The sequence below is a fragment of the Niveibacterium umoris genome (genome assembly GCF_014197015.1).
In the GTDB taxonomy this organism is placed as follows: Bacteria; Pseudomonadota; Gammaproteobacteria; order Burkholderiales; family Rhodocyclaceae; genus Niveibacterium; species Niveibacterium umoris.
The window spans coordinates 1,665,309-1,688,718 of the sequence record NZ_JACIET010000001.1; the positions used below are offsets into that span (position 1 = coordinate 1,665,309).

Genomic DNA, 23,410 nt, shown 5'->3' on the forward strand with positions numbered 1-23,410 from the left:
TAACTCAGGCGGCAGCCGGGTCGGTCAGCACGCCACGGCGGATCTGGTCGAGCTCGATCGAGTCGAACAGCGCCTTGAAGTTGCCCTCGCCAAAGCCCTCGTTGCCCTTGCGCTGGATGATCTCGAAGAAGATCGGCCCGATCACCGTCTCGGTGAAGATCTGCAGCAGGTAGCCCTGCCCTTCGCTCGGCGCCCCGTCGATCAGGATGCGGTTGGCGCGCAGCCGCGCGACATCCTCCGCATGGCCTTTCACCCGCGTATCCACCGCGTCGTAGTAGGTATCCGGCGTGTCGAGGAACTTGATGCCATTGGCCCGCATGCCCTCGACAGTGGCGATGATGTCGTCGGTGCCCAGCGCGATGTGCTGGATGCCTTCGCCGTTGTAGGCATGCAGGAATTCCTCGATCTGGCTCTTGTCGTCCGAGGATTCGTTGATCGGGATGCGGATCTGCCCGCAGGGGCTGGTCATCGCCTGGCTCTTCAGGCCGGTGAGCTTGCCTTCGATATCGAAGTAGCGGATCTCGCGGAAGTTGAACAGCTTCTCGTAGTAGCTGGACCACACCTTCATGCGGCCGCGGTGCACGTTGTGCGTCAGGTGGTCGATGTAGGTCAGGCCGTAGCCCTTGTGCTCCACGTCGTCGCAGAGCGGCACGAAATCGACGTCGTAGATCGAGGGGCCGCCGTAGCGATCCACCAGATACACCGGGCAACCGCCGATGCCCTTGATCGCCGGAATCTGCAGCTCCATCAGGCCGTACTGCTGGGCATGGGGTTCGGCGCCGAGTGACAGCGCGCGTTCGTAGGCGGCCTTCGCGTCACGGACACGAAATGCCATCGCACAGGCGCTGGGGCCATGTACACGGGCGAAGGATTGCGCGAAACTGTCTTTTTCCGCGTTGACGATGAAGTTGATCTCGCCTTGGCGGTAAAGTGTCACGTCTTTGGAGCGGTGGCGCGCAACAGCCTTGAAACCAAGCTGTTGGAACAGCGCGCCAAGCAGCTTCGGGTCGGGCGCGGTGTATTCGACGAATTCGAATCCGTCGGTGCCCATGGGGTTGTCCCATAGGGCGCGCGGTTCCGGCCGCGGCCGGACAAGGTTCAGCGGCATGATTGTGTCTCCTCTGTTGGGGGCCGCTCTGTCGGCAGCGCCTCGCAGAAAGAAGAATAGTCAAACGCGCCGAATTTTTCGTTGCGTTTATTGCTCAAACAAACAGCATTTGCGCAACTTTTGAATAGACTTTTTGATATTCAAGCAACCACATGACTGACGCCGTCAAACTCGATCGAACCGACCGCCGCATCCTCGAAGTGCTGCAGCAGAATGGTCGCATTCCCAACGTCGAACTCGCCAAGAACGTCGCCCTGTCGCCCTCGCCCTGCCTGCGCCGCCTGCAGCGCCTGGAGGAAGACGGGGTAATCGACCACTACACCGCGATCCTCAATCCGGCGAAGCTGGGGCTGACGCTGCTCGCCTTCGTCAATGTCTCGCTCGACAAGCGCGCCGGCGAAGGCACCGACAGCTTCAAGGCCGCCGTGCAGGGCTGGCCGGAAGTGACCGAGTGCTACGCGATGACGGGCGAAATGGACTACCTGCTGCGCGTGCTGGTGACCGATCTGCAGCACTTCTCGCGCTTCGTGATGGACAAGCTGTTGCGCCACCCCGGCGTGCTGGACGTCAAATCCAGCTTTGCACTGGAAGAGGTCAAACACACCACGATCCTGCCGGTCGACGCGCTGATCGAGTAATCAGCCCGGTCGGGCCGCCGCGGCCAATTGGCGGGAGGCAACTCCCCGCATGACCAGCCATGCGACCAGGTAACCGACAATTGCCGAGGCGCAAGCAATCAGCACCAGACCGATCGCAAACGACAGCCCCGCCCAGCCCAGCGACATGCCCTGCCACATCGCCTGCAGGGCGTCGAAGCTGAAAGCCTCCAGCTGCGGAATCAAGGCCGCATCCAGCGTCGGCACCAGCCAGGGCAATAACTCCGCCCCCAGCCGATAGGCCGCCAGATAGATCGGGGGCGCGGTCAACGGGTTGGTGACCAGGGTCGCCACCGCCGCCGCCATCAGGTTGGCCCGCAACACGGTGGCCGCCAATGCTGCCAGGAAGATCTGCGCCACCGGCGACACGATGCCGAAGAACAAGCCGAGCGCAATGCCCAGCCCGATCGTGTGCGGCGCCGGACGCCACAGGCGCCGATCCAGCAAGCGCCCGGCAAAGGGGCGCAGCAATCGTGAGCGCAGAAGGCGCAGCGGCGTGATACGCAGGGAGTCAAACACAAGCATGTCCGGAACAAGGCGTCTGCGATTTGACCCGGCGCGGCGAGCGGGGTTCCCCGTGTCGGCGCCGCGCCAGATCGGCGATGATGCGCCCCATCTGCATCCTCGCCGAAACGCCGCGTGAACCGTCTGCACCTGCACCCCCGCATCAGCGACATCGACCCCGCCGAGTGGAACGCGCTGGCCGGGCCGCAACCCTTCGTCCAGCACGCCTTTCTCGCCGCGCTTGAAGACACCGGCTGCGTCGGCGAAGGCACCGGCTGGCAGCCGATGCACGCCAGCCTGTGCGATGAAACCGGCCGCCTGCTGGCCGCCATGCCGCTGTACGCCAAGCAGCATTCCTACGGCGAATTCGTCTTTGACTGGGGCTGGGCCGAAGCCAGCCAGCGTGCCGGCATCCCCTACTACCCCAAGGCGCTCGCCGCGATCCCGTTTTCACCGGTGCCCGGCGCACGCATCCTCGCCGCCGCGCCGGCGTACCGGACGCAGTTGCTTGAAGCGGTGCTGGTTGCGTGCGGCGAAGCGCGCCTCTCGTCGCTGCACCTGCTGTTCCCGGATGCCGATGCACGCGCCGCCGCCGAAGCGCTCGGCATGCACCTGCGCCGCAATGTGCAGTTCCACTGGCACAGCGCGGGCGAAGCCGATTTCGAGGCCTTCCTCGGCCGCATGTCGCACGACAAGCGCAAGAAGATCCGCCAGGAACGCCGCAAGGTGCACGACGCCGGGGTGCGGCTGCGCTGGCTCGAAGGCAAGGCGATCACCGAAGCGGACTGGGCCTTCTTCTACCAGTGTTACGCCACCACCTACGCGCTGCACCGCTCGACCCCCTACCTCACCCCGGCCTTCTTCATGCGGCTCGGCGAAGTGCTGCCGCAGGCCTGCGTGCTGGTGCTCGCCGAACGCGAAAGCACCCCCATCGGCGCCAGCCTGATGCTGCGCGACGACACCGCACTGTATGGCCGCTACTGGGGCGCGGTCGAATACGTACCCTGCCTGCACTTCGAAGCCTGTTACTACCAGGGCATCGAGTACGCGATCACCCGCGGCCTGCAGCGCTTCGAAGGCGGCGCGCAAGGCGAGCACAAACTCGCACGCGGCATGGACCCGGTCGAAACCCACTCCCTGCACTGGCTAGCCGACCCGCGCCTCGACCAGGCGGTCGCGCGCTTCCTGGCGCATGAAGGCAATGGCGTGGCGAATTACATTGACGAACTGGCGGAACACCGGCCGTTTCGAAAAGAATGAGATCAATCCACATTGCGCACGTGATGCTCGCACGTCGGCGTCGCGCAACCTGATAGTCGTCACGAACGGACCAATCGCCCCGCGGTGCCATCTTCATGCGACAAGCCAAGGACACATCTCGCCGTTGATCACTGGGAAACAACAGTTCCCGTCGCGACCGCACTCTTCGCCTTTCCGTCTTTCCAAAGCTTTGAAAGGTCGCCGCCCCGAATCGCGGAAGCCAGCACATTCACCTCGCTGCTCAGCGTCTCGGATAGCTTTTCACGTGCTGCCATTTCATCGACTGCTGACAGCAGATTGTCACCGCACAACCCCAGGTCAATGCAGGCCACATTGCTCATGAAAGAACCTTTGGCACAGTCGGCGCCGTTCAGACACGCGAGCTGCAAATAGGAAACAGGCAATTGCGCGACTGCGCCCAGATTCGGTGGCAATGAGAAACCCACGGCCGCGAGCGCAACGGGGTCGCCCGACGCAATGACGGCCTCGATCTTCGATCGCGCCTCCAAAATCCTTCCCGCCGCGGCGAGTTCGTCCACTTTTCGCAGTTGCGCCATCGGAGAATTGAGACTTGCCATCCTTTGCTCCAGTGCGGCTCGCTCCGACTTCAATTCCTCCGGCGTCAAGGAAGAGAACCCTCGGCACCTGCCTGCGAGGTCAGCCCATGCGGCGGTGCGTACTGCGCGATCTGGAATGCCTTCGCCAAACGCTCGTTCAGCGACTTGTTTCTCACCCCGGGCAGTCGGAATGGTCAGTTCCCGACATCGGTCGACTGCAAGCCATGCCGCCTGTGCGATAAACGGGTCATTTGCCGCCTGATTGGCCCGCCACCAAGCAAACAGGTCATTGCTCCGCTCGAAGGCAGCCACGACAGCCCTCCCACCAGCCGATTCGCTACCAAACGGCGACAGGGGTCCGCTTGAATTCGTTGCAGGCTGCGGCGATTCCTGTAAAGCCGGACTGACCACCGAGATGCCATCTGACGCCGTTCCAGGCTGGGGACCGGCGCGGAAATGGCCGTAAATGAGCACAGCCGCAAGACACATCAATGCGAGGATCAATACACGTACAAACCTTGATTGCATGCCAATTCCCAACGATAACCGCGGCAGGGTGGATCCGCCGCAGGCGTACCCGCGGGGAGCAAACGTTTGCCGAATAATGCCCCAATGAATTGCCACGAACTGCGGAGTTCAAAGACGATTACTATCGTCAATGCCCTGGTCAGCCTGGTAGGGCGGGTCCGCCGCAGGCGTACCCGCGCGGAGAAAACGGCTGCAGATGCGTGACCCGTTAAATTGCGGGTTACGCCTTTGGCTAACCCGCACTACGTGAAAGACACCGCCGGTTCGACACGGCCCCTGCCCCGTTCAGAGCGCCCCCAGCCCCTTGAGCATCACCACCGCGATCAGCAGCGGCGAGACCCAGCGCACCAGCACGAACAGGATGCGGATCACTGCGGCCTTGCCGCCGCCTTGCGCCAGCGCGTCGCGCCAGGCATCGCGGCCCCAGGCCCAGCCGACGAAGAGTGACACCAGGATGCCGCCGAGCGGCAGCAGGATGTTTGACGAGAGGTAGTCGAACAGGTCGAAGGGGTTGAGGCCGAAGAGCGTCCAGTCGGCGGTGGCGCTGCTCGACATGGCCGCCAGCGAACCCACGGTGCCGATGGTCAGCACGCTGAGCAACGTGGCCTGCCAGCGCTGCAGGCGAAAGCGCTCGGCCAGCACCGCGACCGGCACTTCGACGATCGACAGCATCGCACCCATCGCCGCCACCGCGGTGAGCACGAAGAAGGCAAACATGAAGACCGCGCCGCCCGGCATGCTGGCGAACACGGCGGGAATGGTGATGAACACCAGCGAGGGCCCGGCCGCCGGCGTGAAGCCGAAGGCGAACACCGCCGGGAAGATCGCGACGCCGGCGAGCAGCGAGACCAGCAGATCGGCCAGCATTACCCGCGTCGCGGTGGCGGGGATGTTCTGGTCGGCGCGGAAGTAGCTGCCGTAGGTGACCATCGTGCCCATGCCGATCGACAGCTTGAAGAAGGCCAGCCCCACCGCCACCAGCACCACCGCCGGTGTGATCTTGGAAAAATCGGGCTTGAACAGGAAGGCGAGCCCATCTGCCGCGCCGGGCAGCATCAGCCCGCGCACGCCGATGACCACCAGCAGCAGGAAGAGGATGGGCATCAGCCGCTTGGTCACCGCCTCGATGCCGCGCGATACGCCCATCGAGATCACCACCCCCACCACGCCCAGCACCAGCCACTGCCAGGCCAGCGCCTGCCATGGGTTGGACACCAGCGCACCGAAGGCGGCGGAAGTGACCTTGGGGTCGGTCGACAGCAAGCCACCACCCGCAGCCTTGGCCACATAGGCGAAGACCCAGCCGGCGACCACGCTGTAGAAGGCCATGATGAGGAAGGCCGCGATCACGCCAGCCACCCCGATCAGGCCCCAGGCGCCGTTCGGCCGCAGCCGCTGGAACGAGGTGATGGCGTCGCCGCGCGCCGCACGCCCGATCGAAATCTCCGCAATCATCACCGGCAGCCCGACCAGCAGCGTGGCCAGCAGGTAAACCAGCAGGAAACCCGCACCACCGTTGGCACCGGTGAGGTAGGGAAACTTCCAGATGTTGCCCAGCCCGACCGCCGAGCCCAGAGTTGCGGCGAGCACGCCGAAGGTCGAAGAAAAGCCGTCACGGGCAGAAGACATGCGACACCGCCAAGCGTTGAGAAAACCGGCGCAGCTTACCTGCTGCTCCGGCAGGCGACGTTGATCGAGGTGAATGGCGGATCGATCGGAGGCGCCGGGTTCAACGCGCCGCTGCCGGCAAGGCCTGCGCGCGCCCGTCGCCACCCGCAAGTTGCGCCGCCAGCAGCCGCTGTACGGCCCCCTCGCGCCGCATCGCTTCGATGGTTTGCGAAATCAGGCGGCGATCGGCCGCGGCGACGGTCGCGTGCAGCATCGACCAGCCGATGCGATAAGGCTCGCCACCGAGCGGTAGCGCCCGGATGCGCCCGCCCATGCCCGCGAGCTGGACGCTGCCGAGGTAGAACAGCGGCGTGCCGAAAAAGGCCTGGATGTGCCCGGCCGCCAGTTTGCGGGCAAGCGTGTCGGCGTCTTCCGACACATCGATACGTGCCGGATCGATCCGCGCGAAGTACTGCCGCAAGGCCGGCGTTTCCGCCCCGCGCCGCATGCGGCCGAGCAGCGCGCCGGGCGTCGCCGCGAACTGGTCGAGGCTGCGGATCTCGCTGCGGGCGTCCAGCACCATCTCGACTTCCAGCACGGTGATATCGACGAAGTCGCGATCGGCCGGCTTGCTGTTGCCGCGGCTCACATTGCCGAGCAGGTCAGCCTTGCCGACATCGGCCATCGCGATGAGACGTTCGGGCGGCACCACTTCGACCGTCAGCACGCAGCCGCTGCGCCGCGACACCTCGGCCGCCAGCGCGGGCAGAAACCCCGCCGCGCGGCCGTCTTCAATGTAGAGATTGAGTCCGCCCGGCGAGCCGAGCACGACATAGGGGCGCGCGCAGGCAGCCTCGGCCGCGGCGCCGAGCGTCAGGAGTGCAAACAGGGAGAGGGCCTTCAGCGATGCCAACACTTGAGCGCCTGTCGGTGGGGGCCACAGCTTCGATCATAGGGTGCATATCGGCCGGGCTGCACCTTGTAGTGCGTCGGCCACCCTCTGCTGCACGCGGAAGCGGGAACCAATAACCTACTGTTTTTGTCGGATATTGAACGCAACATTGCCGTCGCTTGAGGCCCCATGAGCGGATCACCCGAAACCCGATACACCGAAACGCCGGTACTCAGCCTGCACCACTGGACGCCGAAGCTGCTCAGCTTCCGCGTGGAGCGGCCACGCGCCTTCCGTTTCACGCCGGGGCAGTTCGCGCGGTTGGGCCTCGACAGCGCGGACGGCGCGCCGGTATGGCGTGCGTATTCGATGGTGTCGGCGGTGTGGGACGAGCATCTGGAATTCCTGTCGATTCTCGTACCGGGCGGCAAGTTCACCTCGCAACTCGCGCAGATTCAGCCCGATGCGCGCATCCGCATCGAAAAGACGGCGACCGGCTTTTTCACCACCGATCGCTTCGTGGACGGCACCGACCTCTGGTTGCTTGCGACCGGCACCGGGCTGGCGCCCTATCTGTCGATCCTGCAGGACCCGGCGGTGTGGCAGCGCTTTGAACGGATCGTGCTGGTGCATTGCGTGCAGGTCTGGGACGAACTCGCGTACCGCAGCGAAATCGCCACGCTCGCGCAGCACCCGCTGTGGGCCGAGCACGCGCACAAGCTGCGCTACCAGCCGGTCACCACGCGGGACGACCACGCCGACGCGCTGCACGCGCGCATTCCCGAACTGCTGCGCACCTGCGCACTGGAGCGCGCGCTAGGCGTTCCGCTCTCGCCCGAGACCTCGCGCCTGATGATCTGCGGCAATCCGACCATGGTGCAGGACACGCACCGGCAGCTGATGCAGATGGGCTACCGGCTAAGCCGGCTCAGCGCGCCAGGCCAGTTGGTGGTCGAGAACGCCTGGTAGGCAAACGTTCAGCTCGCCAGACGCGGATAAGTGAAGCCGATGAAGTGCACCGCATTGACGGCGAAGTGCATCAGGATCGCCGCCTCGATGCGGCCGCTGCGCGCAAAAGCCCAGCCATAACCGACACCGGCCAGGGTCGCGATGGCCGCATACAGCGCGCCGCCGCCCAGATGGGCAAGGCCAAAGAGCAACGCCGCGACACCGATGGCGGCCCATTGCCCGCCCGCGCGACCGGCCGCAGCCGCCTGCAACCGCGCCTGGATGAGTCCGCGGAAGAAGGCCTCTTCGGCCACGCAGGTGAAACACAGGTTCGCGATCAGAAAAACCGGTGCCAACTCGGGCCATTTCGGCGCCCAGCGCACATAGCCTGCGGCGAGGCTTGCCGCGACCACCAGCCCGACGATCACCGGCGCACCACGCAGCAAAACCGCGCCAAGCTCGCGCCAGTCGGCACCGCGTGCGGGCGTCGCCACGGCGGCGATCAACAACAGGCCGGCGATGCCGGTATCCAGACGCCAGCAGAAACTGAACGGCGCCGCATCGGCCGAGAGCCGCAGATCATGCGCCACCAGCTCGGCATGAAACCCCGGCACCACATGCAGCGCCATCGCCAAGGCAAGCACCGCCGCACCGGTCAGCGCCAGCGCGCGCAGGCCAGGTTGCGGGGCATGTCGCGTGACGAAGACCAGCCCGCCAAGGGCCGCGGTGACGCCGAGCCCGATCGAGTCCATTGCACCTGATGCAAGGCCCGCAAGCGACGCAAGCACCAGCAAGCCCGGCCACAGCGGCCAGCGCCCGGCGAGCGGCGGCAGCCACCAGGCGAGCACCGCAAGCGCGAGCAGTGCCGCGGGCTGCATCGCTCAGATCGCGAGCCCGGCGCCGGCCAGCAGGACCGGCAATTCCGCCATGTCGGCGAACGGGGTTGCGCCCAGGGCGACAACCCGCTCATGCGGCGTGAATCGGGCAAAGCCGAAGACCCGTGTCCCGGCCGCGCAGGCTGCGCGGATGCCGTTCTCGCTGTCTTCGATCACGACGCACTCGGCCGGCGCGACGCCCATCTCGCGGGCAGCATGCAAGTAAAGGTTCGGCGCCGGCTTGGCGTGGGCCACATCTTCCGCGCCGCTGAAGCGACGCGAAAAGTAGTGCGTGAATCCCAGGTGCGCGAGCCGGATCTCGATCTCGCGATGGCGGCTGTTCGACGCCAGACACATCGGCACCCCGGCATCGGCCAGCTGCCGCAGCACCGCGGCGACGCCGGGGATCGCATCGGCTTCGGCCACCGACGCGTCGATCTGGTCATCGACCTCGCGCACGAAATCGGCGGGCGGTGACCAGCCGTGCCGAGCGGCCAGCGTGGCAACCCGGTGACTCAGCGTGGCGCCATTGAACTCATGCAAGGTCGCCTCGAGCTCGAGTTGCAGGCCGTGGGCGGCCGCATGCTCGACCAGTTTGCGGTTGGCCATCGGCTCGCTGTCGACCAGCACACCGTCGCAGTCAAAGATGAGCAGCCGCGGCGCCACCATGCTCAGTCTTCGGCGAACAACGCGAGTGCGGCGGCAATCTCGTCGGCGCTGACGCCCTCGGCGGCCTGAACCGGCGCGCCGGCCAATGCGGCGGCACCTTCGCTCTTGAGGCGACCGACCCACTGGCCGGCGTCGCGCCCGCCATCGAAGCCTTCGCTCTGCAGCAGCAAGCGGCCTTGCGGATCGGTGAGCTTGAAGTAGAAGCGGCCGTCGGCCTCGCGGTACTGCTTGAACGCCGGCTTGGCTGCGGCTTTCACCGCTTCGGCAGCTTTGGCGGTCGGTGCCGCGACCATCGGGCGCAGGCCGACCGCCTGACGCAGCTCGGCGAGCAGCGGCGTGGCCAGCGCGCGCGCCTTGCGGGCGCCCTCCTGAAGCGCTTCTTCAATCTTGGCCGGATGTGCGATCAGCTCCTCGTAGCGCGCGCGCATCGGCGCAATTTCGCGCTCAAGCTGCTCGACCAGGCGTTGCTTGGCATCACCCCATCCGAGACCGGCGCGCAGGTCGGCGCGGAAGGCTTCGCGTTCGGACGGCGTGGCGAAGGCGTCGAACAGCGCGGTGAGGCTGGTGCTGTCCGGGTCTTTCGGCTCACCCGGCAGACGGGAATCGGTGACGATGCGCGCAATGGCTTCGCGCAGCCCTTTGGCGCCGCCTTCAAACAGCGGCACGGTGTTGTCGTAGCTCTTCGACATCTTGCGACCATCGAGGCCGGGCAGCGTCGCCACCGCCTCGTCCACCGCCGCTTCCGGCAGCACGAAGAACTGGCGCCCGTTGCCGAAGAGGTGGTTGAAGCGCTGCGCCACGTCGCGCGCCATCTCGATGTGCTGCACCTGGTCGCGCCCCACCGGCACCTTGTTGGCGTTGAAGATCAGGATGTCCGCCGCCATCAGGATCGGGTAGCTGAAGAGTCCCATCGTCACGCCGTCGTCCGGCTCGTTGCCGGCCAGCTCGTTCTGGTCCACCGAGGCCTTGTAGGCGTGCGCACGGTTCATCAGGCCTTTGGCGGTGACACAGGTCAGCAGCCAGGTCAGCTCGGGGATCTCGGGGATGTCGCTCTGGCGGTAGAACACCACGCGCGAGGTGTCGAGCCCGGCCGCCAGCCAGGTCGCGGCGATCGCGAGACGCGAGCGCTCGATGCGGTCCGGGTCGTCGCATTTGATCAGCGCGTGATAGTCGGCGAGAAAGAAGAAGCTCTCGGTGGCCGGCTGCTGGCTGGCGAGGATCGCCGGGCGGATCGCGCCGACGTAGTTGCCGAGATGGGGGATGCCGGTGGTGGTGATACCGGTCAGGACACGCAGACTCATCGATGCCGCCTTGGGAAAATTCGGACACAAAGCCGAGAGTCTACCGAAGCGCGGCCGCAAGTACGAATCGCGCCGGGCCGTGCGCCCGGCATGTCCGCCGCTCAGGCCGGCTTTCGCACCGCGCGCAGGTAAAAGCTGAAGTCGAGTTCCTGCTCATCGGTGGGCAATGCGCCCCACACCGGCAACAATGCTTCGGCCGCGTCGCGCAGAAAGGCGTCGCCTTGCGCTTCGGTGCATAGACGCACCGCGGACCAGGACTTGAGGTAGGCGATAACGCCTGCCAGATCGGCGCGCACCGTCATCCGGATCGCGGGCACGTCGAGGTCGGGATATGGCAGCGGCACGGCGCGATAGCCGCCCCACAGCAACTGGTTCTGCGGTGCCCAGAAGGCATCGACGCGATCGAGCACGGTGCGGCGCAGCACGGCGTCGAACGCCGGGTTCAGCGAGAAGCCGCCGTAGCCCCAGGCGGCAAACAGGCCACCCGGCTTGAGCACGCGATCGAGCTCCGGCGCAAAGCGGCTCATGTCGAACCAGTGCAGCGCCTGCGCCACACACACCGCATCGAAGGCCTGATCGGGGTAGCCGGTGGTTTCCGCGGGCTGGGCCCGGTAGCGCACACGCGGATGCGGTTTCGCGTGCGCGATCTGCGCGGCTGACAGATCGCTCGCTTCCACCTGTGCAAAGTGCGCCGCCAGCGCGATGGCCGCCTGCCCGTTGCCGGTGCCGCAGTCCCACACGCTGTCGCGCGCGGGTGCCGCGGCCGCTACCCAGTCGATCAGCGCGTCGGGGTAATGGGGCCGCACTGCGGCATAGTGGCCGGCTTCCGCCGAAAACAGGTCGATCGCCATGGTCGTCGCTCGTTTGATTCTGCCGCCCGCGGGGGAACGACAGGTCTGTCGTATCCTTGCCGCTTCAAACCTCGGAGGATACCCGTGAAGTCCATCATCACCCTGCTGGCCGCGCTGAGCATCGCCCCCGCATTTGCCGCCGACGCCGGCGCCGACCTGACCGCCCGCATGGCCAAGGAGCCGGGCGCCGTGACCACCGCGTCGGGCCTCGTGTTCGTGCCGGTGAAGGAAGGTTCTGGCCCCGCACCCAAGGTTACCGATACCGTGCGCGTGCATTACCGCGGCACCCTGCCCGACGGCAAGGAATTCGACAGCTCCTACGCCCGCAACGAACCGGCCGAATTCCCGCTGACCCGCGTGATTTCCTGCTGGACCGAAGGGGTGCAGAAGATAAAGGTGGGCGGCAAGGCCAAGCTCGTCTGCCCGCCGGCCATCGCCTACGGCACCCGCGGTGCGGGCGGCGTGATTCCGCCCAACGCCACGCTGCTGTTCGAGGTGGAGTTGCTGGGTATCGCCAAGTAAACACAAGCGCCGGGGGGTCGCACCTTCCCGGCCGCAGCACCGATCGGGCCCATACGCGCTGCGGTCGTCGCCGCGCAGACGGGCGCGAACCCGACGCGTACCGGGCGTGACAATAGTTTTTCAGCAATTACTGAAGTTCCTGCTGAAACGTCCGTAATAGCAGTCTGGAACCCTGAGGCTGCGCGTCGCCCATGTCCCGAAAAACCCGTTCGCTACGTACGTCGATCCTGCTGTTCGTTGCCATCGGCCTGGCGCTGCCGGCGTTGTTCGCGCTGCCCCTGCTGTACAACAGCTACCAGGTCGAGGTTGAACGCCGCATCACGCTGCAGCTCGACCAGTACGCCAACATTCTCGCGTTCGGCGCACGCGAACCCTTGTGGAATCTGAGCCCGGACGGGGTCCGCCCGCTTGTCGAAGCGATCATGAGCGACCCTGACGTGGTGACCGTCACGATCGTCGACCGCACCGCGGGCCCGCTGATGGAGATCAAACGCGGGCAGCCCGCCAGGCAAGTCCGTGAAACCGCGCGCAAGGTCATCTACAAGGATCGCGAACTCGGCACAGTGCACGTGGGTGTCACCGGCGACACGGTACGGGCCCAGCAGCTGCGCCAGATGAGCGCCTTTGCCGGCACCGCCCTGCTGCAGCTGGCATTCGCGGCCGGATTGATCTTCTGGCTGCTGCGTCGGCGCCTGGTCGCCCCGCTCGCATCGCTGGGCAATGCGGCCGATGCCCTGGCGCGCGGCGAACTGTCACAGGAAATCCCCTCGCGCGGCGACGACGAGATCGGCCACCTCGCGAGTCGTCTGGAAGTCACCCGCAAGGAACTGCTGGGCCTGTTCGCGGACCTGGAAAACAAGAACGAGGCCCTCGCCCGCGAACTTGAGGAACGGCAGCGCTCCGAAGCCGCACGCCGCGAATCCGAAGAGCGCCTTGCCACCGTGTTCGCGCTCACTGCCGCGCCGATGTCGGTGGCACGCAAGGATGATGGCCTCTTCCTGATGGTGAACCCCGCCTGGGAGCGCACCTTCGGTTTCGCTCAGGGTGAAGTGCTCGATCGCCGCGCCAGCGAGATACCGCTGTGGATCGACGAAGGTGCGCGCGAAAGCTGCATCGCCGAAATCGACAGCAAGGGGCGCCTCGACGGCCGCGAAGTCTGGATGCGCTCGCGCGAAGGCGCCGGCCTGCTGATGGAAGCCTCGGCCCGCCTGTTCCGGGCCGGCAACGAAGAACTGCTGGTCTGGAACCTGCGCGACATCACGGTGGAGCGTGCCGCGGAAGAAGCGCTGCGCGAGAGCGAACAGCGTTTTGCCGCCCTCTTCCACCATGCGCCGGTTGCGCTGTGCATCGTCGATCTGACGCACGAGGCCGAGGTCCTGGACGTCAATACCCAGTTTGAAAGCGACTTCGGACGCACGCTCAGCGGCTGCATCGGCAAACCCTTGTCGGCGCTGGGCCTGTGGGCAAGTGAAGAAGATGCCGGGCGGTTCGCAGGCATGCTTTCGGGTCAAGGCGAGGAAGAGAAGATCAGTGCCTGGACACTGTCGGCAGCCGGCGAACGTGCCTGCCACGACATCGCGGGACGGCGCGTGACCCTGCATGGGCGCGCCTGTTTCATCTGGAGCGCGATCGACGTGACGCCGATCATCAACGCCAAGGCCGAAGTTGAGGAGATCAACCGCACGCTGGAAGACAAGGTGGCGCGCCGCACGCACGATCTCGAATCCGCCAACCGCGAACTGGGCGAATTGCTCAACCGCCTGCAGACGGCCCAGACCCAACTGGTGCAGAGCGAAAAGCTCGCCGCGCTGGGATCACTGGTCGCAGGCGTGGCACATGAGCTCAACACGCCGATCGGCAACTGCCTGATGGTCGCCAGCACGCTGGAAGACCACCGCCGCGATTTGCAGTCAGCGCTCGAGAGCGGTCTGCGCCGCAGCACGCTGAGCGAATTCATGTCTGCCTTGACGGACGGAAACGACACGCTGCTGCGCAACCTTCAGAAAGCGGCGGATCTGGTATCGAGCTTCAAGCAGGTGGCCGTGGACCAGATCGGCGCCCGCCGCCGCGCCTTCGATTTGCGCGAAATCGCGCGCGAAATCGAAGTCACGCTGGCACCCACTTTCCGCAAGGCCGGCTGTACCTTCGCCAACGAAATACCGGAAGGTCTGGACTTCGACAGCTATCCAGGGCCGCTCGGGCAGGTGATCACCAACCTCGCGACAAACGCGATCACCCACGGATTCGAAACCCATGCCGGCGGCCGCATCACCGTCAGCGCCGAAGCGGAAAGCGAGCAGCATGTGAAGCTGGTGTTCTCGGACAACGGGCGCGGCATTCCGGCCGAAAACCTGCCGCGCATCTTCGACCCCTTCTTCACCACCAAACTCGGGCGCGGTGGCACCGGGCTCGGGCTGAACATCGTCTACAACATCGTCACCGGTGTGCTGGGCGGCGCGATCCGGGTCGAAAGCCAGCCCGGACACGGCACGTCGTTCATCCTCACGCTGCCGCGCAAGGCACCGCAGCGCGCCGATGACCAAGAAGGGGAAATCGCTTGATGAGCGCTGACCGTCGAGCAGATTACAAGGTCGGGGCACAGCCATGAAGGTCGTGATCATTGACGACACGCCGGTCAATCTGGCGCTGATGCAGGCGCTGGTCGCCCGTATCGAACACTGCGAGACGCAGGCCTTCAGCGATCCGGAAGCGGGGCTGGTGCATTGCCTTGAAGTGCAACCCGATCTGTTGATCGTCGACTACATGATGCCGGGCATCAACGGGCTCGAACTGATGCGCCGCTTTCGCGCTCGCACTGAAAACATGGATGTCCCGATCCTGATGGTAACGGCTGCGCATGAACGGGAGGTGCGCTATCAGGCACTGGAAAGCGGCGCGACCGATTTCCTGTCAAAGCCGATCGACAAGAACGAGTTCATTCCCCGTGCGCGCAACATGCTGCGCTTGCGCGAGCATTCATTGATGCTGGCTGCGCGCGCCAAAGATGAAGAAATCCGGGCAGATACCCAGACACAGCGAGCAGACGAAGAAGCCCGGCGGGCGGAGGAACTGAGCCAGGCCGTCAAGCGCGCAACCGCCGACATTCATGAACGCGAACAAGAAACTGTAAGGCGCTTAGCGAAAGCGGCCGAATTCCGCGACCCAGAAACCGGATCACATATCCAGCGTATGGCCCATTATTCGGCAATGATTGCCCGCAGGCTGGCGCTCGACACGCAGACCTGCGAAAGGCTGCTCGCCGCAGCACCGATGCACGATGTGGGCAAGCTCGGCACCCCGGATGAGATTCTGCTCAAGCAGGGCCGGCTCACGCCGGAGGAATTCGAAAAGATGAAGCAGCACGCGACGATGGGCTACGACATTCTCAAGGACTCGGCCTCACCGGTGTTGAAGATGGCGGCGGAGATTGCCTACACCCACCATGAGAAGTTCGATGGCACCGGTTACCCGCGTGGGCTCAAGGGCGACGGCATCCCGCTGATCGGCCGCATCGTCGCGGTGGCCGACGTCTTCGATGCGCTGACTTCATCGCGCCCCTACAAGAAAGCATGGGCGCTCGAGGATGCGCGCGCCTTTCTCGAACAGGGGCGCGGCAGCCACTTCGACCCGCAGTGCGTCAATACCTTCCTCGACGGCTGGGACGAGGTAATGGCCATTCGCGCCCGCTTCACCGACTGACCTGCCGGTCAGCCCTTGCGCTGTATCAGTTCGACCTTGTAGCCATCCGGATCCTGCACGAAGGCGATCACCGTCGTGCCGTGCTTCATCGGCCCAGCCTCGCGGGTGACTACACCCCCGCGTGCCTTGATGTCGGCGCAGGCGGCGTAGGCATCCTCGACTTCCAGGGCGATGTGGCCGTAGCCGGTGCCGATCTCGTAGGCATCGACGCCCCAGTTGTGGGTCAGCTCGATCACCGCGCCTTCGCTTTCGTCCTGATAGCCGATGAAGGCCAGCGTGAACTTGCCTTCTGGGTAATCGTGGCGGCGCAGCAAACGCATGCCAAGCACCTCGGTGTAGAACTTGATCGAGCGATCGAGATCGCCGACACGCAGCATGGTGTGAAGGATTCGCATCAGGGTTTCCTTTCCGGAATCAGGTGCGGGGCGCCGGTTCAGCGCGACACCCCTTGAATGGGCCAGTTCAGATCTCGGGCAGCGCGTGGCCGCGCGCCTTCAGCGCCGCCCTCGCCGCCCGCCAATCGGGACAGAGCAGTTCGACGACAGACCAGAAACGCGGCGAGTGGTTCATCTCGATCAGATGCGCCACTTCGTGCGCCACAACGTAATCGATCAGAGCGTGTTCAAAGTGGATCAGCCGCCAGTTCAGGCGGATGCCGCTGTGGCGGCTGCAGCTGCCCCAGCGGGTGCGCGCGCCGGTCAGCGACAGCGCGGGTCGCGGCACGCCCGGGTGTGTGGCGGCGAGCCGATGGAGGTATTCGTCGAGCCGACCGGCAAAGTAGTCGAGAGCATGACGCTGCAGCACGCGGCGAAGCATCAACCGCGGGTCTTGACCCGGACGGTGCGGCAGCTGAAGTTCGCGGTCGAAGTGGCTCTCGATCCAGCGCGCACGGCCTGCACCGGGCATGACCCTGATCGTGCAGTCCTGACCGAGCACCGGGAGCTTGGCGCCGTCGACAACTTCGAACCGCTCTGGCTTTGGGCGCGCCGCATGGGCGTCGAGCTTCTCGATCAACCAGGCGGCATGGTGGCGGATGAATGCCTCGGTCTCGGCGATGCTGCCCTTGAGCGGGATCGACACGGTCAAGCCGTTGGCGTCCACCTTCATGCCAAACGTCTTGCGTGCGCTGCGTTTGAGTACATACGGCACGACCCGCGTGCCGAACACGATTTCGCGCTGCTGGGTAGCAGGGGAACCGGCGTTCAGCAGGCGCGTGAGGCGGTCGAACATGAATCGGTCGTGGGCCAGTTCAAGCGGTTGCCGTCTGCGTTTGCCGCAGATAATGGTGAGGAAAGCGGGCATGCATGGTGTTTTCGATCCACGCTTCGACTTCCGCGTTCACCTCTTCCGGTGATCGCCCGGCGGTCTCGATGGCCGGGCCGATGATGATCGTCGCCTCGCCCGGATACTTGATGAAGGCGCGACGCGGCCATACCTCGCCGGTGTTCAGCGCAACCGGCACGATGGGTGCGCCGGCGTGGGTTGCCAGCGTCGCGCCGCCAAGCTTGTAGCGCCGTTTGCCACCAACAGGCATGCGGGTACCTTCCGGGTACACCGACACCCACCACCCTTCGGACAGGCGCTTCGCACCCTCTAGCTTGACCTGCGTCATCGCGTCGGCGCCGCGCGATCGATCGATGGCGATCATCGGCAGCATCGCCAGTCCCCAGCCGAAGAACGGCAGCCAGTGCAGTTCGCGCTTGAGCACGAAACTTTGCGGCGGAAACAGCACCGGAAACAGGATCGTCTCGAGCGCCGATTGATGCTTGGCCAGGATCACCGACGGGCGTTGCGGCAGGTGTTCCCAGCCTTCGATCTTCCAGCTGATGCCAAGCAGGCTGCGGATCATCCGCACGTTGGTGCGGCACCACCCCATGATGATGTGATAGCGCCGCTGCGGCGGCAGCGGGAAGGTCAGCATCGACAGGAAGGCGTACGGAACAGTGACCAGCAATTGCAGCAGCAGGAACACTGCTGACCGCAGCATGGCTTCGACTGCGTCGGTCGAACAAAGCGTGGTCTGGCGATTCATTTGATCAGCGCGTCGGCCACCGCCGCCAGATCCGGGAATATCCGCGTACCTTCCGGCACGCCGGGCGCCGCTGCCGTGCGCTCACCCTTGCCTGTCAGCACCAGGAAAAGCTCGCAACCGACTTCCTGACCGGCAAGCAGATCACGCAAGCTGTCGCCCACCGTCGGCACCGAAGTCAGATCAACGTTGAACCGGCTGGCAATTTCTCGCAGCATGCCGGCGCGCGGCTTGCGGCAATCGCAGGTGGAATCGGCCGGGTGCGGGCAGAAGAAGATCGCGTCGATGCGCCCGCCCGCCAGCGCCAGCAGCTTGGTCATCTTCTCGTGGATGGCGTTGAGCGTATCCATGTCGAACAGCCCACGGCCAACGCCGCTCTGATTCGACGCCACCACCACCCGCCAGCCCGCTTCGTTGAAGCGCGCAATGGCCTCGAGGCTGCCGGGAATCGGCCGCCACTCTTCGGGCGATTTGATGAATTGGGCCGAGTCGAAATTGATGACGCCGTCGCGGTCCAGGATGACGAGTTTCATGCGAGTTCCAGCCTAGTGCTTCAGACCCCAATCGTAACAGGGCGGGTCAGTGCCGGACACCGCCCAAACGCCGTCGAGCACAATTCCGGAACCTGCCAAATATGACAATGGCAGTACAATCCGGAACTTTTTTGCGGAGACACTGGCAATGCGCCACACACCAGCAGTCCTTCTGAGCGTTCTGCTCGTTACCACTGCCGCGCAAGCATCAGATCTGTCTGGCGCGGGTTCGAGCGCCGCAGCGCCGCTCTACAACGCGTGGGCCGCCGAATGGGGCAAGAAGACCGGTGTGAAGCTCGAATACACCGCGTCCGGTTCGTCGGCGGGGATCAAGGCGATCAAGGAAGGCAAGGTGGACTTCGGTGCCTCCGACGTCTCGCTGCCACCGGATCAGCTCGAACGCGACGGTTTGGTGAATTTTCCGACCGCGATTTCCGGCGTCGTCCCGGCCATCAACGTCAATGGTGTCGCGCGTGGCCAGCTCAAGCTGACCGGGGCCGTGCTCGCCGACATCCTGTCGGGCCGCATCAACCGCTGGAACGCTTCCGCGATCACCGCGCTCAACCCCGGCGTTCGTCTGCCCGACCAGGCGATTACCGTGATCGGCCGTGAAGACGGTTCCGGCACCACTTACGTGCTGTCGAACTACCTGAGCAAAGTCAGCCCGCAATGGGCGAGTTCGCTCGGCAACGACTTCAAACTGAAATGGCCTGAGGGCACCAAGCTGGTCAAAGGCACCTCGGCGCAACTCGAAGCCTTGTCGAAGACATCCGGTGCGATCGCCTATGCCGAATATGGTCAGGTCGAAAAGGCCGGCCTCAACTACGCCCGGGTAGCCAACAGTGCCGGCAACTACCCTGCTCCCGGCCCGATCAGCTTCAAGGCGGCGCTCAAAGCCAGCGCCTGGACGACCGCCGGCAAGTTCGAGGAGATGCTGACCGACATGCAGGACAAGGAAGCCTGGCCCATCACCAGCGGCACCTTTGTTGTCATGCGCAAGAAGGTCACTGATGCGAGCAAAGCGGCGCAGGCACTTTCGCTGTTCAGCTATGGCTTCATGCGCGGCGATGCCATCACCGCCGAGTTCCGCTGGATCGCCATGCCCGATCTGACTCAGGCACGCGCCGTCAAAGAGATGAACAAGGTGCGCGACAAGGATGGCCAGCCGATCGCCTGGAACATGAACTTCTGAGCGACACCCCAGCCAACAAAAAAGGGCGACCCTCAGGTCGCCCTTTTTGTTTTGCGTAACGCGTCAGCGTGTCAGACCGACAAGCGCGAGATGTCTGCCACCGCGTTCATCATGCCCGCGAGTTGCTTGAGCAGCGCGAGGCGATTCGCGCGGATCAACGGCTCGTCGTGATTCACCATCACTTCCTCGAAGAAGGTGTCGACCGCGCCGCGCAGGCCGGCCAGCGCCTTGAGCGATCCGGTGTAATCGGCGTTTTCGAGCAGCGACCGCTGCAGCGGCGCCGCTTCGATCACGGCATGCGCGAGCGCTTTTTCGGCCGGTTCAACGAGCAGTGCAACGTCGATCTCGCCGATCGCACCCTCAGCCTTCTTCAGGATGTTCACGATCCGCTTGTTGGCCGCCGCCAGCGCCGCCGCTTCCGGCAACGCGACGAACTCGGCCACTGCGGCGAGTTTGGCCGGCACGTCGGCGACACGGCTCGGCAACGCGGCGAGCACGGCATCGACCTGCTCGACCGGCGTGCCCTGTTCGCGCAACAGGTTGCGCAGGCGGTCACCGATGAACTCAACCAGTGCCGGGATCGCCGCAGCCGCGTTGTGCTCGGCCGCAAAACCCGCCGCCGCATCCGCCAGCAGCGCATCAAGCTCGAGCGGCAGTTCCGTTTCGATCAGGATGCGCAAGGCGCCCAGTGCTGCACGACGCAGGCCGAAGGGGTCCTTGTCGCCGGTTGGCTTCTCGCCGATCGCGTAGAAGCCCACCAGCGCGTCGAGCTTGTCGGCCAGCGCAACCGCGCAGGCCACGTTGCCCTGCGGCAGGCTGTCACCGGCAAAGCGCGGGTGGTAATGCTGCTCGATCGCCTTGGCGACGACTTCGCCCTCGCCATCGTGGCGGGAGTAGTACTCGCCCATGATGCCCTGCAGCTCGGGGAACTCGCCGACCATCTCGGTGACGAGGTCGGCCTTCGCCAGGCGTGCGGCGCGCTGCGCAGCGGCCACGTCGGCATGCAGGCGTGCAGCGATCTTGCCGGCCAGCGCTTCGAGTCGGCCGATGCGGTCCAGCACCGAGCCGAGCTTGTTGTGATAAACGACGTTCGCCAGGCGCGGCAGGCGCGAATCGAGCTTCGCCTTGCGGTCGGTGTCGAAGAAGAACTTCGCGTCCGACAGTCGCGCGCGCACGACGCGGGCGTTGCCGCCGGTGATGTTGTCGGCGATGTCGGCCTTGATATTGGCGACGATGAGGAACTTGTTGATCAGCTTGCCGGCGGCGTCCAGAAGCGGGAAGTACTTCTGGTTCTGCTTCATCGTCAGGATCAGGCATTCCTGCGGCACCGCGAGGAACTCGGCTTCGAACTCGCCGACGTAGACCGTCGGGTGCTCGACCAGCGCAGTCACTTCGTCGAGCAGCGCGGCGTCTTCCACCGGATGCGCGCCGACCTGCGCGGCGGCTTTCGCCAGCTCATGCGCGATCAGGCTGCGGCGGGCCTCGAACGAGGCGACGACCGAGCCTTTCTCGAACAGCGTGCGGGCATAGGCTTCGGCGGACTCCACCGTGACCGCGCCTTCACCGAGGAAGCGATGCCCGCGCGTGGTGTTGCCGGCCGCCAGGCCCAGCACTTCACCCGGCACCACACGGCTGCCGTGCAACTGGATCAGGCCATGCACCGGGCGCACGAACTGGTGCGTTGAATCGCCCCAGCGCATCACCTTGGGAATCGGCAGCTTCTTCACGGATTCAGCAACGATGCCGGCGAGCACCGCATCCAGCGCCGCGCCCGGCACGGTCATCGTGTGGAAGAAGGTTTCGCTCTTGCCGTCCATCGCGCGCTCGAAGCTCGCCACTGCATCGGCGGAGATGCCCTTTGCTTCGAGCTTCTTCAGCAGCGCGGGCGACGGCGTGCCGTCGGCCGTCAGCGCGACGCTGACCGGCATGATCTTCTCGCGCACCTGCGCATCGGCTGCCTGCGCGGCAACACCGCTCACGGTGACGGCCAGGCGCCGCGGCGACGCAAAGGTGTGGAATTCGGGCGCAGCGCCCACCAGCTTGTGGGCCACCAGGCCCTTGACGATGCCGTCAGCGAAAGCCTCGCCGAGCCGCGCAAGCGCCTTAGGCGGCAGTTCCTCGGTCAGCAGTTCTACGAGCAGAGTGTCTTGCATGTTGATCCGGGCACGGCGAGCGCGCCCCTCCAGAATTCGATGTTCGGATGTCGCTTACGCGCGGCGGGCAGCGAGCTCGGCGCGAACGGCTTCAATGCGCTGGCATTCCTCGTCGCCCAGCAGCGCACGCAGCTTCGGGTCGTCGAGCTTGGCCATCGGGAAGCCGAGGCGATCGCGCGAGGCGAGGTAGGCCTGCGCAACCAGGCGCGAGTTGGCACGGATGCGGCCGATGTAGGCGGCACGCTCGGTGACCGAAATCGCGCCACGCGCATCGAGCATGTTGAAGGTGTGCGCGCTCTTCAAGGCCATCTCGTAGCCCGGCAGCGCGAGGCCGGCGTCGATCAGGCGCTTGGCTTCGGACTCGTAGTTGGCGAACTGGCTGAAGAGGAAGTCGACGTTCGAGTGCTCGAAGTTGTAGGTCGACTGCTCGACCTCGTTCTGGTGATACACGTCGCCGTAGGTCACGCCCGGCGTCCACACCAGGTCGTAGACGTTCTCGCAGTCCTGCAGGTACATCGTCAGGCGTTCGAGACCGTAGGTGATCTCGCCCAGCACCGGCTTGCATTCGAGGCCGCCGACCTGCTGGAAGTAGGTGAACTGCGTGACTTCCATGCCATCGAGCCAGACTTCCCAGCCGAGGCCCCAGGCACCCAGCGTCGGGTTTTCCCAGTCGTCCTCGACGAAGCGGATGTCGTGTTCGTTGGTGTTGATGCCCAGTGCGCGCAGCGACTCGATGTAGAGCTCCTGGATCGCGAGCGGCGACGGCTTCAACACCACCTGGTACTGGTAGTAATGCTGCAGGCGGTTGGGGTTCTCGCCGTAGCGGCCATCCTTGGGGCGGCGCGAAGGCTGCACATATGCGGCGTTCCACGGCTCGGGGCCGATCGCCCGCAGGAAGGTGGCGGTGTGGCTGGTGCCGGCGCCGACCTCCATGTCGTAGGGTTGCAGCAAGGCACAGCCGTGTTCGCTCCAGAACTTCTGGAGACGCAGGATCACTTCCTGAAAGGTGGGTTTCACGCTCATGGGTCCAGGGCGGCCGAACCGCCGGATCGGGGCAAAAGCGCGATTTTACAGGGTTCGCGGGTTCCGGCGCGCCCCGATTTGCTAAGCAGCGGGATTTACCCCGCCAGCGTGTCGAGCGACAGCCCCCAGCGTTCCATCAATTGCAGCAGCAGACGCTGTTCGCCTACCGTCACCTGGCCGTCAGCTTTCGCCATCACCAGGATCGCCGAGCACACCGTGCGACGCAGTTCCGGCCGCGTGATGTCGGCCGCGAGGCGGTCGATCCTCGCGTTCTCGAGCAGGTGCACGCGGGACTGTTCCGCCTCGTCGACCAGGTCGCGGCAACAGTCGAGCAACACCTGGACGAGCGTGTCCTTGGTAATCCCGACGGCATCGGGAATCATGTGTTGATCGAGCAGGGCCACCTCGCGATCATGCAGGCGCCCGTCCGCAAGAATGGCCATGCAGATCAGGCGGGCGGCCGCCTCGGGGCTATTGACGGGGTAACTACGCATTGCTGTGT

General features: G+C 65.2%; 23 protein-coding genes. 7 read left to right on the forward strand and 16 right to left on the reverse strand.

The genetic code is table 11. The annotated features are described in order from the left end of the window. Positions 1–4: 4 nt before the first annotated feature. A complete protein-coding gene (hppD, locus tag GGR36_RS07510; RefSeq protein ID WP_183633704.1) occupies positions 5–1,108 on the reverse strand; it encodes a 4-hydroxyphenylpyruvate dioxygenase in 1,104 nt (367 codons plus the stop codon). Positions 1,109–1,260: 152 nt separating this feature from the next. Here hppD and GGR36_RS07515 point away from each other — a divergent pair, with 152 nt between their 5' ends. Beyond that, entirely contained in the window at positions 1,261–1,746 is a 486-nt protein-coding gene (locus GGR36_RS07515) for an Lrp/AsnC family transcriptional regulator (protein ID WP_183633706.1), read from the forward strand. On the opposite strand, the gene GGR36_RS07520 is transcribed toward GGR36_RS07515, so the two are convergent. After that, on the reverse strand, positions 1,747–2,289 hold the full coding sequence (locus GGR36_RS07520) for a DUF2062 domain-containing protein (protein ID WP_183633708.1): 543 nt from the start codon (positions 2,287–2,289) through the stop codon (positions 1,747–1,749). A 114-nt stretch (positions 2,290–2,403) separates the two neighbouring features. Here GGR36_RS07520 and GGR36_RS07525 point away from each other — a divergent pair, with 114 nt between their 5' ends. After that, entirely contained in the window at positions 2,404–3,528 is a 1,125-nt protein-coding gene (locus tag GGR36_RS07525) for a peptidogalycan biosysnthesis protein (protein ID WP_183633710.1), read from the forward strand. Between the two features lie 128 nt (positions 3,529–3,656). On the opposite strand, the gene GGR36_RS07530 is transcribed toward GGR36_RS07525, so the two are convergent. From GGR36_RS07530 to GGR36_RS07540, 3 genes are all read right to left on the reverse strand, one after another. Continuing rightward, positions 3,657–4,397 carry a hypothetical protein gene (locus GGR36_RS07530; protein WP_183633712.1) on the reverse strand — a complete coding sequence of 247 codons (741 nt, stop codon included), beginning with the start codon at positions 4,395–4,397 and terminating at the stop codon, positions 3,657–3,659. 501 nt (positions 4,398–4,898) lie between these two features. Then, positions 4,899–6,242 (reverse strand): sodium-dependent transporter, encoded by a 1,344-nt coding sequence (locus GGR36_RS07535; RefSeq protein ID WP_183633715.1) that lies wholly within the window; start codon positions 6,240–6,242, stop codon positions 4,899–4,901. 100 nt (positions 6,243–6,342) lie between these two features. Next, positions 6,343–7,137: a transporter substrate-binding domain-containing protein gene (locus tag GGR36_RS07540; protein ID WP_183633717.1), complete on the reverse strand. Its 795-nt coding sequence runs from the start codon at positions 7,135–7,137 to the stop codon at positions 6,343–6,345. A 165-nt stretch (positions 7,138–7,302) separates the two neighbouring features. On the opposite strand from GGR36_RS07540, the gene GGR36_RS07545 reads away from it, so the two are divergent. Beyond that, positions 7,303–8,082 carry a ferredoxin--NADP reductase gene (locus tag GGR36_RS07545; protein WP_183633719.1) on the forward strand — a complete coding sequence of 260 codons (780 nt, stop codon included), beginning with the start codon at positions 7,303–7,305 and terminating at the stop codon, positions 8,080–8,082. 8 nt (positions 8,083–8,090) lie between these two features. Here GGR36_RS07545 and GGR36_RS07550 read toward each other — a convergent pair whose 3' ends face one another. The 4 genes from GGR36_RS07550 to GGR36_RS07565 form a co-directional block, all read right to left on the reverse strand. After that, entirely contained in the window at positions 8,091–8,939 is an 849-nt protein-coding gene (locus GGR36_RS07550) for a CPBP family intramembrane glutamic endopeptidase (RefSeq protein WP_183633721.1), read from the reverse strand. Positions 8,940–8,942: 3 nt separating this feature from the next. Further along, a complete protein-coding gene (locus GGR36_RS07555) occupies positions 8,943–9,605 on the reverse strand; it encodes an HAD family hydrolase (protein ID WP_183633722.1) in 663 nt (220 codons plus the stop codon). Positions 9,606–9,607: 2 nt separating this feature from the next. After that, complete coding sequence (locus GGR36_RS07560) at positions 9,608–10,906, reverse strand: tryptophan--tRNA ligase (protein WP_183633724.1); 1,299 nt, start codon at positions 10,904–10,906, stop codon at positions 9,608–9,610. Between the two features lie 101 nt (positions 10,907–11,007). Beyond that, a complete protein-coding gene (locus tag GGR36_RS07565) occupies positions 11,008–11,757 on the reverse strand; it encodes a class I SAM-dependent methyltransferase (RefSeq protein ID WP_183633726.1) in 750 nt (249 codons plus the stop codon). A 168-nt stretch (positions 11,758–11,925) separates the two neighbouring features. Between GGR36_RS07565 and GGR36_RS21870 the strand changes: the two genes are divergently transcribed. The 3 genes from GGR36_RS21870 (at position 11,926) to GGR36_RS07580 (ending at position 15,978) form a co-directional block, all read left to right on the forward strand. Further along, complete coding sequence (locus GGR36_RS21870; protein ID WP_183634935.1) at positions 11,926–12,279, forward strand: FKBP-type peptidyl-prolyl cis-trans isomerase; 354 nt, start codon at positions 11,926–11,928, stop codon at positions 12,277–12,279. A gap of 191 nt (positions 12,280–12,470) precedes the next feature. Next, positions 12,471–14,840 carry an ATP-binding protein gene (locus tag GGR36_RS07575; RefSeq protein ID WP_183633729.1) on the forward strand — a complete coding sequence of 790 codons (2,370 nt, stop codon included), beginning with the start codon at positions 12,471–12,473 and terminating at the stop codon, positions 14,838–14,840. A gap of 43 nt (positions 14,841–14,883) precedes the next feature. Beyond that, positions 14,884–15,978: an HD domain-containing phosphohydrolase gene (locus GGR36_RS07580; protein ID WP_183633730.1), complete on the forward strand. Its 1,095-nt coding sequence runs from the start codon at positions 14,884–14,886 to the stop codon at positions 15,976–15,978. Between the two features lie 8 nt (positions 15,979–15,986). On the opposite strand, the gene gloA is transcribed toward GGR36_RS07580, so the two are convergent. The 4 genes from gloA to gmhB form a co-directional block, all read right to left on the reverse strand. Beyond that, positions 15,987–16,373 carry a lactoylglutathione lyase gene (gene gloA / locus GGR36_RS07585; protein ID WP_183633732.1) on the reverse strand — a complete coding sequence of 129 codons (387 nt, stop codon included), beginning with the start codon at positions 16,371–16,373 and terminating at the stop codon, positions 15,987–15,989. A gap of 67 nt (positions 16,374–16,440) precedes the next feature. Further along, positions 16,441–17,208, reverse strand: coding sequence for a M48 family metallopeptidase (locus GGR36_RS07590; protein WP_183633734.1), 768 nt, complete (start codon positions 17,206–17,208; stop codon positions 16,441–16,443). A 19-nt stretch (positions 17,209–17,227) separates the two neighbouring features. Further along, positions 17,228–18,010: a lysophospholipid acyltransferase family protein gene (locus tag GGR36_RS07595; protein WP_242533074.1), complete on the reverse strand. Its 783-nt coding sequence runs from the start codon at positions 18,008–18,010 to the stop codon at positions 17,228–17,230. Then, positions 18,007–18,540: a D-glycero-beta-D-manno-heptose 1,7-bisphosphate 7-phosphatase gene (gene gmhB, locus GGR36_RS07600; RefSeq protein ID WP_183633736.1), complete on the reverse strand. Its 534-nt coding sequence runs from the start codon at positions 18,538–18,540 to the stop codon at positions 18,007–18,009. Before gmhB ends, GGR36_RS07595 begins: the two co-directional genes overlap by 4 nt. Before the next feature lie 148 nt (positions 18,541–18,688). Between gmhB and pstS the strand changes: the two genes are divergently transcribed. After that, entirely contained in the window at positions 18,689–19,732 is a 1,044-nt protein-coding gene (gene pstS, locus GGR36_RS07605; RefSeq protein WP_183633738.1) for a phosphate ABC transporter substrate-binding protein PstS, read from the forward strand. Between the two features lie 71 nt (positions 19,733–19,803). Here the strand turns inward: pstS and glyS are convergent, their stop codons facing one another. The 3 genes from glyS to GGR36_RS07620 form a co-directional block, all read right to left on the reverse strand. Continuing rightward, complete coding sequence (glyS, locus tag GGR36_RS07610; protein ID WP_183633740.1) at positions 19,804–21,885, reverse strand: glycine--tRNA ligase subunit beta; 2,082 nt, start codon at positions 21,883–21,885, stop codon at positions 19,804–19,806. A 54-nt stretch (positions 21,886–21,939) separates the two neighbouring features. Next, a complete protein-coding gene (gene glyQ / locus GGR36_RS07615; protein ID WP_183633742.1) occupies positions 21,940–22,908 on the reverse strand; it encodes a glycine--tRNA ligase subunit alpha in 969 nt (322 codons plus the stop codon). Between the two features lie 95 nt (positions 22,909–23,003). After that, the gene (locus GGR36_RS07620; protein WP_183633744.1) at positions 23,004–23,402 is read right to left on the reverse strand and encodes a TerB family tellurite resistance protein; all 399 of its coding nucleotides are present in this window, start codon (positions 23,400–23,402) and stop codon (positions 23,004–23,006) included. Between the last annotated feature and the right edge of the window lie 8 nt (positions 23,403–23,410).

What these genes read in the sequence shown, in the direction of transcription:
- hppD (WP_183633704.1), bottom strand. Translation starts at nt 1,108, where the DNA reads ATGCCGCTGAACCTTGTCCGGCCGCGGCCGGAACCGCGCGCCCTATGG.
- GGR36_RS07515 (WP_183633706.1), top strand. Translation starts at nt 1,261, where the DNA reads ATGACTGACGCCGTCAAACTCGATCGAACCGACCGCCGCATCCTCGAA.
- GGR36_RS07520 (WP_183633708.1), bottom strand. Translation starts at nt 2,289, where the DNA reads ATGCTTGTGTTTGACTCCCTGCGTATCACGCCGCTGCGCCTTCTGCGC.
- GGR36_RS07535 (WP_183633715.1), bottom strand. Translation starts at nt 6,242, where the DNA reads ATGTCTTCTGCCCGTGACGGCTTTTCTTCGACCTTCGGCGTGCTCGCC.
- GGR36_RS07545 (WP_183633719.1), top strand. Translation starts at nt 7,303, where the DNA reads ATGAGCGGATCACCCGAAACCCGATACACCGAAACGCCGGTACTCAGC.
- GGR36_RS07550 (WP_183633721.1), bottom strand. Translation starts at nt 8,939, where the DNA reads ATGCAGCCCGCGGCACTGCTCGCGCTTGCGGTGCTCGCCTGGTGGCTG.
- GGR36_RS07555 (WP_183633722.1), bottom strand. Translation starts at nt 9,605, where the DNA reads ATGGTGGCGCCGCGGCTGCTCATCTTTGACTGCGACGGTGTGCTGGTC.
- GGR36_RS07560 (WP_183633724.1), bottom strand. Translation starts at nt 10,906, where the DNA reads ATGAGTCTGCGTGTCCTGACCGGTATCACCACCACCGGCATCCCCCAT.
- GGR36_RS07565 (WP_183633726.1), bottom strand. Translation starts at nt 11,757, where the DNA reads ATGGCGATCGACCTGTTTTCGGCGGAAGCCGGCCACTATGCCGCAGTG.
- GGR36_RS21870 (WP_183634935.1), top strand. Translation starts at nt 11,926, where the DNA reads ATGGCCAAGGAGCCGGGCGCCGTGACCACCGCGTCGGGCCTCGTGTTC.
- GGR36_RS07575 (WP_183633729.1), top strand. Translation starts at nt 12,471, where the DNA reads ATGTCCCGAAAAACCCGTTCGCTACGTACGTCGATCCTGCTGTTCGTT.
- GGR36_RS07580 (WP_183633730.1), top strand. Translation starts at nt 14,884, where the DNA reads ATGAAGGTCGTGATCATTGACGACACGCCGGTCAATCTGGCGCTGATG.
- gloA (WP_183633732.1), bottom strand. Translation starts at nt 16,373, where the DNA reads ATGCGAATCCTTCACACCATGCTGCGTGTCGGCGATCTCGATCGCTCG.
- GGR36_RS07590 (WP_183633734.1), bottom strand. Translation starts at nt 17,208, where the DNA reads ATGTTCGACCGCCTCACGCGCCTGCTGAACGCCGGTTCCCCTGCTACC.
- GGR36_RS07595 (WP_242533074.1), bottom strand. Translation starts at nt 18,010, where the DNA reads ATGAATCGCCAGACCACGCTTTGTTCGACCGACGCAGTCGAAGCCATG.
- gmhB (WP_183633736.1), bottom strand. Translation starts at nt 18,540, where the DNA reads ATGAAACTCGTCATCCTGGACCGCGACGGCGTCATCAATTTCGACTCG.
- pstS (WP_183633738.1), top strand. Translation starts at nt 18,689, where the DNA reads ATGCGCCACACACCAGCAGTCCTTCTGAGCGTTCTGCTCGTTACCACT.
- glyS (WP_183633740.1), bottom strand. Translation starts at nt 21,885, where the DNA reads ATGCAAGACACTCTGCTCGTAGAACTGCTGACCGAGGAACTGCCGCCT.
- glyQ (WP_183633742.1), bottom strand. Translation starts at nt 22,908, where the DNA reads ATGAGCGTGAAACCCACCTTTCAGGAAGTGATCCTGCGTCTCCAGAAG.
- GGR36_RS07620 (WP_183633744.1), bottom strand. Translation starts at nt 23,402, where the DNA reads ATGCGTAGTTACCCCGTCAATAGCCCCGAGGCGGCCGCCCGCCTGATC.